We start from the raw sequence: 8,058 nt of genomic DNA on the forward strand, positions 1-8,058 counted from the left end.
GGCCGCCGCGGTAGCGGTGGCCTCGGCCCTGCGGTGCAGCGCGGCGGCCCGGCCGGCGCGCGCCTTCGGACTCGCCACCCGTCCACCTCTCTTCCCGAGGCCGACATCTCCTCCCCAGTGGTGACGGTATCCCAGCCCGGGGCCGTCCTCCGGGATGTCGGTCGGCGCGGTGCCCGGCTCAGCGGTGAACAGCCTCACCCGCCGGACGCCGCCCGCCCCGCGTCGAAGGGGTCGCCGCCCGCCCGGCGGTTCGCCACGATCCGCCAGTTCTGAGGCATTGGGTACGCGGCGCGCAGCCGATAGCCTCAGGAGGTGGAATCAGTGCAGCCCCCCGCCGGTTCCCAGGTCTCCCGCGTACCGGCGCAGCGGACCCCGCCCGAGCCGTTGGCGCCGCCCGCGCCCGCTCCGGCGCCGGTACGCCCGAAGCGGCGGCTGCGCACCGTTCTCGCCGTGGTCGCCGGGGTGCTGGCGCTGCTCTGCGCCGGCGGCGCGGTCGTCGGCTTCGTGCTGTACGACCGCGCAACCGCTCCCGACCGCAGCGCCCCCGATGTCGTGGTGGCCAACTACATCCAGACCTTCCTGGTGGACCGCAACGACACCAAGGCGAAGGAGTTCACCTGCGCGTCCGGGGCCGACCTCGATGCGGTCCGCGCTCTCCGGACCGAGCTGGAACAGAGAGAGGCCAACTTCAACGTTGTCGTCAAGGTGAGCTGGGGTCCCCTCGCCCGCGCAAAGGACGGGGAGGGTGAGTCGGTGACAACGACGCTGGCCATCTCAAGCTCGTCGAACGGCCAGCCGCGGAGCAGCCGGCGGGAGGTCTGGCGTTTCCACGTCGTCAATACGGACGGCTGGCGAGTGTGTGGCGGCAGCAAGATCGGCTGATTGCCGATCACTCCAGCCAGAGCAGGTGGACGGCTACCTCCATGGTGGTCGGCGCCTGGCCGCGCCAGGCCCAGCGGTACCACTCCAGTTCCGGGGCCACCCGGACGCAGATGTCCCCGTCCGCGCCGGAGTAGGACTCGGTGACCGCGCGGAGGTCGCGCTGCTCGGTCGCCCCGGTCACGTGCACCACCCGCCGACCGGTGACCGAGTCGGCCTCGAAGACCGGCGTGGGCGGGCGCCGGCTGGGCGCGTCGAGCGAGACCAGCCGGATGCCCGGCTCGGGCGGACCCGCGCTCGACCGCCGCTCGCCCACCGTCTCCACCCAGACCCGCTCCACCGGCACCAGCGGCGCGAAGACCTCCACCTGCTCGGACTCGGCGCGGTACCACTCGTGCTCCGGGATGACCGGCACGTAGGTCCGGCTGCCCTGCACCACCCGTTCGTCGGCGCGCAGGTCACCACGCCAGCCGAGGCCGGGCAGGCCGACCAGCACGCGGCGGCCCCGCAGTTCGATCCGGCCGGTGGCGGGGACGATCTCGACGGGGCGGGGCGGCAGGGGGGCCCAGTCGGGCCGGTCCGCGAAGGGGTCGGGCAGCGGGTTGCTCATGTGCCGGTGCGCCTCACGCGGTCCCGTCCACCGGGGCGCCCCGCTCGCGCATGAACGGCACCGGGTTGATCGCACCCCGGCTGGACCGGTCGCTGTCGATGTGCACCTCGAAGTGCAGGTGCGGGCCGGAGGAGTTGCCGCTCGTGCCGGAGAGGCCGATCACCTCGCCCGCCTCCACGAGCTGGCCGGGCGTCACCCGGGGCCGCTCGATCATGTGGCAGTAGCGGGTGATGTAGCCGCCGGCGTGCAGGACGTCGACGAACCAGCCGCAACCACCCTTGCCCGGCCAGCCGTCCCGGTCGCAGTCCCGCCGCCCGGAGCGGTCGGGGTCGCAGCGGGCCACCAGCACCCGGCCCGCCGAGGCGGCGTGGATCGGGGTGCGCTTGTCCGCGGCGAGGTCGACCCCGTTGTGGCTGGGGCGCTCCGAGGTGCGGAAACCGGAGACCACCCCGCCGGGCAGTGGCGCGGTCCAGCCGGAGGCGGCGATCCGGGCGCCGGCGGCGGCGTCGCAGACCGCCTTGCCGGCGATCTCGACGGTCCTCGCGGCCCCGCCGGCGAGCGCGTCCACGATCCGGCCGGCCAGGTCCTCGTGCTTGGCGTAGGCGTCCGGGAAGGCGCTGACCTGCACCCGCTGCGCCACCACGGTCAGCGGCCGCTGCTGCCAGTTCCGCACCTTGATCATTTTCTCGTAGAACTTCCGGGCCGCGTAGGAGGGCGTCATCCGCTGCTCGACGCTGCCCCAGCCGGGCCGCTGCTGGAACAGGCCCAGCGAGTCGTGGTCGGCGCCGACGCCCTCGTGCGGCAGGGCCAGCGACGCCGGAATGGTGCTGTTGGCGAGGTTGCGCAGTGCGGACTCCTGCATCGCGGTGGCCAGCGCGATCACCCAGCCGCGGGCGGGCACCTTCATGTCCTGGCCGACCTTGATGATGACGGCGGCGTTGCGGAGCTGGCCCTCGCCGTACTCGGTGAAGCGCGGCATGTCCCCGGTGAGGTTGACCTGGTAGGCCGGGTCACAGTTCAGACCGGCGAGCACGCCGTCCTTCTGGTCGCCGCCGAGTTCGGTGAGGAGGAACGCGCCCGCCCCGCCGACGCAGCACAGCAGGGTGAGCACCGTGGTGATCGCGGTGACCAGCACCCCGACCCGCAGCTTGCGGCGGACCGGCGCGGTGACGCCGGACGCCGCGCTCACTGCCGCTCCCAGTCGACCGCGTCCACCAGCCAGAGACCGTCCGGGGCCACCAGTTCGAGCCGGAGGCGGCCGTTGTCGAGCGGGACCAGGGCCTCCACGAAGGACTCGGTCCGCGGCCGGAGGGTCACCGCGCCGGCCGTCCGGCGGGCGGGCACGCTCTCCGGGTCGGCGCCGGTCATCTTCTCGATGAGCGCGGGCGTGGAGAGCGGCCGCAGCCGGGCCTGCCAGGCGTCGCCGCTGCTGCCCGGGCCGGTGAGCCAGGCCGTCGTGAACCGGCTCGCGGTCTGCTCGGGGGTGGCCTCGCCCACCCGGGTCTTCGGGGAGACCGCCGCCGGCGGGCTCGACAGCACCCCGTCGTCACCGGCGTGCGGGTCCACCGTGCTGATCGGCTGGCTCGGGCGGGTGCTCAGGCCGGTGGTCGAGTCCACCGGGCCGGAGACCAGCCGGGCCGCGCCGATCACACCGAAGATCAGGACGGCGATCACCAGGGCGACGCCGAGCCGGGACCGCACTAACCGGGTGACCAGGAATTCGAGTGCCCGCCGCACCGGTCTCACCGCGCCTCGGTGCGAACCCGCGGCGCCGGCTTCGGCGCCGGAGCGCGGTCGGCCGAGTCCGGCCGGTAGACGGCGAAGGCAGGTGCTTCCTCGGGCACGTCGGGTCCGGACCAACCCGCCGGCTGGCGGCGGGGCGCAGTGCCGCGGTGCCCGGACCCGGACTCGGTCGCCGGCGCCTGCTCGGGGCGCTCCCGCCCGTCCGGCCGTTCCCGTTCGACCGCCGTGACGGTGTGCGCCGGATCCTCGTGCCGGGCCTCCGGCCGGAGGCTGCGCTGGTCGGCCGGGACGCCGCGCCGCCGCCCCATCGCGGGCTCGGCCGTGCCGCCCGGCTCGGACACGTCGAGGCGGGCCGCGACCCGCATGTCCCGGAAGAACCGCCGGTGCCAGGAGCCGGCCGAGCTGACCGCCTCGCTGCTGTCCTTGCCGCCGAGCTGGGTGATCCGCCGGTACGGGCGGAGCAGCAGCCAGCCCACCACGCCGCAGAGCCAGACCAGGACCACCTGGAGCCAGCCGGGCAGGGTGGGGGTGTTCATGATCAGGTCCACCGCGAACAGGTAGATGGCCGCGCCGGTGCCGAAGATGGCGATGTTGAACACCGCGGCGACCACCGCGTTCGCCAGCCGCCGCAGGCCGGCGCTGGCCGGGCGCATCAGCCCGACCGTGCCCAGGATCGGCGCGGCGATCACGGCCCAGCGGAAGATCAGGAAGCCGAGCAGCACCAGCAGCGAGGCGGTCAGGTCGAACATCGCGAAGAGCAGCGAGGCCAGCACCGCGATGAAGCCCGCGCCGATCCGGTCCATGTCCCGAACGCCCTGGAGGTACTCGTACGCCTCCGGGTCCTCCGACTTGATCTGTTCGGCGACCTTCGCCCACTGCTGCTGCTTGGCCTTTATGACCACCTCGCGAGTGGCGGGGTTCGAGCGGATCGACTCCGCTTCGTCCCAGGTCAGTGACTTGGCGTCGTAGAGCGCCAGCCCGTACTTCTTGGCGGTCTCGCTGTCGGCCGAGCCCAGCACGCCGCGCAGCCAGTTCCGGTAGAGCATCGTCTCGGTCGCGGTGTCGCTGGCGCGCACGGCCGGGGGACGGTGGTCCTTGCACGCCGCGGGGTTCGGGTCGTCGCACTGGCCGGGCGGCGTGTCCCTGGACGCCGGACCGACGGCGTCGTGCACCACGCCGAGGGTGGTGATCAGGGTGTTGTCGGCGATGTTCGCGGACTTCACCGGCCAGGCGGCCAGGGCGGTCACCGCCACCATGACCAGGATCGCCCAGCCGGCCGTGGTCATGGCGTTGCTCATGTCCGACTGGCGTGACCGCCAGAGCAGGTAGAGGCCGACCACGCAGATCGTGATGATTCCGAAGACGCTGAACACCTTCTGGTAGACGGCCTTGGTGGCCTGCTCCACCAGCGGGTCCGCCCAGCGCCACATCGTGCGCGGGTCCCAGGCGCGTTCGCGCAGCGCGTTGGACGCCCCGATGATCGCGTTGGCGAACATGAACTCGCCGTTCGCCACCATGGTGGTGAACCGGTAGTCCGGATGCAGCACCGAGGAGGCGCAGCCGCCGTCGACGTCGTACGTCGTGTAGCTGTATCCGGCGTAGCCGTAGTCGCTGTAGAGGCCCTTGGGCCCGGGCTGCTTGGCGGAGTCGGGGCGGGAGGCGAACCAGCCGGCCAGGCCGGAGTCCGGCGCGCCGGGCACCGGCGCGTTCCGGCACTCGACCTGGTCCTCGCTGACCGCCTTGAGCTTGGCCACGCAGGCGCGGAAGTCGGCCTGCCACTCCTTGGTGCTGCACAACTCGGCCCGGGCCTGGGCGGCCGGCACGGCGGCGTACGCGGGTGTCGCCCCGACCAGCGGCCAGGAGATGGTGGCCCCGGCCAGTACGCCGAGCGCGAGGAGGAGCGCCGCGATCCGTGCCCGGGCCCTCGCCATGTCACGCCTCCAGATCAGCCAGGACGGTCGGCAACTGGCCGGCGGCCTGGGCGACCGCGGCGGGGGTGGTGTCCAGGTGCTCCAGCAGCCCGTCAACGTACGACACGTCGACCCGAACCTTCTGCACGCGTCCGTCGACGTCGCGCATGACGAACTCGCGGAAGCCGAGCCGGGCGGCGGAGCCGCTGTCGGCCTGGGACAGCGAGGCGAGGGTGGCCTCGTAGCCGTCGTTGACCGGCACCCGGAGCAGCCGCAGCGCCTCGGAGGCGATCTCGCTGTCCTCGGCGATCCGGCCGACGAAGACGGTGGAGACCAGGTTCTGCACGTCGAGACCGAGGATGTCCTTCGGGTTCTGCGAGGCGACCAGCGCGGCCAGGTTCCACTTGCGGGAGTCGCGGGCGAGGCGGACCAGGAACGACCGGCCGGAGCGCCAGCCCTCCATGAAGTGCGCCTCGTCCAGGCCGACCAGCTTCCGGGAGGACATCGAGCCGCCGTAGCAGCGGCGCACGGCCAGCCGGTGCGCGGTGTGCAGCATCGGCAGGGCCAGCGCCTCCTCGGCCGACCAGTACTCGCGCTCGATCTTGAGGTCGGGCAGCCGGAGCCCGGCCATGGTGATCACGGTGAGTGCCGCGTCGGCGCCGAGCAGCCCCTCCGGCGGCCGGCCGAAGAAGAGCATGGCCAGCGGCATCTCGGCGGTGTCGAGGAGGAGATTGGCCAGCTCCCGGCCGGCGTCGTCGTCCAGCCCCTGGAGGCAGGCGACCACGTCGTCCAGGGTGGAGGTCTCCTCGGCCGGCACCTGACGTACGGCGTGCCGGAACAGGGTGGCGGTGGACGCCTCCCGGGCCACCTGCGGCGGCACCAGCATCATGCAGATGTCCTGCACCAGCATCCGGCGCTCGGCGCGGGCGTTGGAGATCGCGATCTCGAACTCGCGGTCGCCCGCCGCACCGGCGCCGAACTCGCTGCGCAGCGGCGTCGGGATCAGCGCGTACGGGGCCAGGGTGCCCTGCTCCGAGCCGGTCAGGTTGAGCACCCGCGAGTACGGCGCCAGCTCGGGCATGGCGCAGAGCCGGGCCAGCGGGCCGGACGGGTCGAGCAGGGTCACCTGCACGCCCCGCCGGGCGGCCAGGTAGCCGAGCGCGCCGAGCAGGGTGGACTTGCCACCGCCGGGCTCGGCGACGAAGACGGCGAGGCCGGAGCGCTCGCGTACCTCCATGGGGAAGTGCAGGTCGAGGAAGACCGGGCGGCGGCAGGTGCCGGCGGTCCGGCCGATCAGGTCGCCGCGCCGGTCGCCGACCGTGGAGGCGGCCTGGGGCAGCGCGGCGGCGAGCAGGTTGACCGGCATCCGCCGGACGTAGCCGGTGTTGGCGATCGGCTCGCCGGGAATGAACTCGCGGGCCAGCCAGTCCTGGTTCTTCGGGTGCTGGAGCGAGATGCGCAGCTCGCGTGAGTAGAGCTGGATGAGCCGCCGGGCCCGTTCCAGGCACTCCTCGCGGGTCCGGCCGCCGACCGCGATCCGGTGCCAGCCGTGCGCGCGGGCCGAGTCCACCGGCAGGCCGGTGGTCATCTCGTCACCGATCACCAGTGCCCGCTTGGCCAGCCGCTCCAGCTCGGGAGGGGCGTCGATGCCGTGCTCGGCGTAGTCGAGCTGCTGGGAGCGGATCATCCGGAGCCGGTGTTCGAGGTTCCGGAAGGAGTCGCCGGGGCCGAGGATGTCGACCCGGGTGGAGAGCTCCATGGGCCACGGCAGCCGCTCGTGGAAGTGCAGCCAGGGCTCGTGCCGCTCGGGGATCTCCAGCGGCTCCATCCGGCCGACCGCGAGCACGGCCACGTGCCGCTCCTCGCCGGTCATCCGGTTGACCAGCTTGACCGTGGAGCCGTAGGGGGTGCGGTAGCGCTCGACCTGTTCGGTGAGGGCCAGCAGGTCACCGCGCTCCCACCGGCCGTTGGTGATGGGGGAGAGCACGCCGGGCGGCGACATGCAGAGCGCCACCGAGCGGTAGAGGAGCCACTCCAGTTCCTGCGCCGTGACCCGGCGGCCACGCATGCCGAACGCGCCGAGCACCTCGTCGAACTGCTCGACGGTGCGACCGAGCCGGCGCCGCTCGCCGTCGGCGGTGCCCCGGCCGAAGGTGCGCAGCAGCCGTTCGGTGAGCGAGTCCCCGAGTGACCGGCGGGCGAAGGGGACGCCCAGGTAGGTCTGCCCCTCGGCGTGGTTGACCGCCATCAGGTGCCGCTGCGCCGCGACCAGGTGGTCGGCCCAGCCGGTGGTGCCGGGCACGTCCGGCAGCGGGGCGGCGGTGTGCGCGTCGATGGTGCGGGCCCACTCGTCGGCCGGGAACGGCCGGGTGGTGCGGCGCAGGTGCAGCCGGAAGCCGGCCAGGCCGGCGTACTGCTCGGAGATCGCGGAGAGCAGCGCCTCGCGCTCGGCGTCAGGGCGGAACGCCCAGCGCACCTCGGGCAGCCAGTACCAGGCGGTGACCGTGTTGGGGGTGAAGGTGAGGTGGCCGGCGATCTCGGTGATGGCCAGTTCGACCGAGGGGTCCCGGTCGCCGAACTTGATCTTCGGGGCCCGGACCCGGACCGGCTTCGTGGGCTTGCCGCTGCGCTCCGGGGACCGCTGGCGGGGCGGGGCCACCTCGCGCGCGGGCGGCGGGATCACCTCGCGGGTGGGCGCTGTGGCCATCTCGCGTCCGTTCGGCCGGGCCGGTTCGGCCGTCCGCCGGGCGGGGCGCTCGACCGGGCTCTCGGGCTCGGCCGGCTCCGGCTCCGGGGTGGACCGGAGCGCCGGGAGCCGGTCGCCCACCTGGTGGGGCACCCGGGTCCGGGTGGCCGGCGTCGGTTCGAGGGCGGGCTGCTCCGGCGGTTCGGGGGCGGCGTGCGCCGCCGGGCGGG

7 protein-coding genes are annotated in these 8,058 nt (G+C 73.7%); 1 reads left to right on the forward strand and 6 read right to left on the reverse strand.

Annotation, left to right across the window (positions count from 1 at the left end; translation table 11 throughout):
* Positions 1-198, reverse strand: a 198-nt coding sequence (locus tag B0E53_RS38775; RefSeq protein ID WP_210406275.1) for a hypothetical protein, incomplete at its 3' end; no start/stop codon positions are given.
* A 123-nt stretch (positions 199-321) separates the two neighbouring features.
* Between B0E53_RS38775 and B0E53_RS30350 the strand changes: the two genes are divergently transcribed.
* Positions 322-882 (forward strand): hypothetical protein, encoded by a 561-nt coding sequence (locus B0E53_RS30350; protein WP_107079130.1) that lies wholly within the window; start codon positions 322-324, stop codon positions 880-882.
* 7 nt (positions 883-889) lie between these two features.
* Here B0E53_RS30350 and B0E53_RS30355 read toward each other — a convergent pair whose 3' ends face one another.
* The 5 genes from B0E53_RS30355 to B0E53_RS30375 all read right to left on the reverse strand — a co-directional run.
* Complete coding sequence (locus B0E53_RS30355; protein ID WP_107079131.1) at positions 890-1,489, reverse strand: hypothetical protein; 600 nt, start codon at positions 1,487-1,489, stop codon at positions 890-892.
* A gap of 13 nt (positions 1,490-1,502) precedes the next feature.
* Complete coding sequence (locus B0E53_RS30360; RefSeq protein WP_107079132.1) at positions 1,503-2,678, reverse strand: M23 family metallopeptidase; 1,176 nt, start codon at positions 2,676-2,678, stop codon at positions 1,503-1,505.
* Positions 2,675-3,235 carry a hypothetical protein gene (locus B0E53_RS30365; RefSeq protein WP_107079133.1) on the reverse strand — a complete coding sequence of 187 codons (561 nt, stop codon included), beginning with the start codon at positions 3,233-3,235 and terminating at the stop codon, positions 2,675-2,677. The genes B0E53_RS30360 and B0E53_RS30365 overlap by 4 nt, the downstream gene beginning before the upstream one ends.
* Positions 3,232-5,163 carry a hypothetical protein gene (locus B0E53_RS30370; protein WP_107079134.1) on the reverse strand — a complete coding sequence of 644 codons (1,932 nt, stop codon included), beginning with the start codon at positions 5,161-5,163 and terminating at the stop codon, positions 3,232-3,234. The genes B0E53_RS30365 and B0E53_RS30370 overlap by 4 nt, the downstream gene beginning before the upstream one ends.
* A 1-nt stretch (position 5,164) precedes the next feature.
* On the reverse strand, positions 5,165-8,058 hold a 2,894-nt coding region (locus tag B0E53_RS30375), incomplete at its 5' end, for an ATP-binding protein (RefSeq protein WP_107079135.1).

This window comes from Micromonospora sp. MH33 (assembly GCF_003013775.1).
Lineage (GTDB): Bacteria > Actinomycetota > Actinomycetes > Mycobacteriales > Micromonosporaceae > Micromonospora > Micromonospora fulviviridis.

Excerpts from the sequence above, each read along its gene's own strand:
- B0E53_RS30355 (WP_107079131.1), bottom strand. The coding sequence starts at position 1,489 with ATGAGCAACCCGCTGCCCGACCCCTTCGCGGACCGGCCCGACTGGGCC.
- B0E53_RS30370 (WP_107079134.1), bottom strand. The coding sequence starts at position 5,163 with ATGGCGAGGGCCCGGGCACGGATCGCGGCGCTCCTCCTCGCGCTCGGC.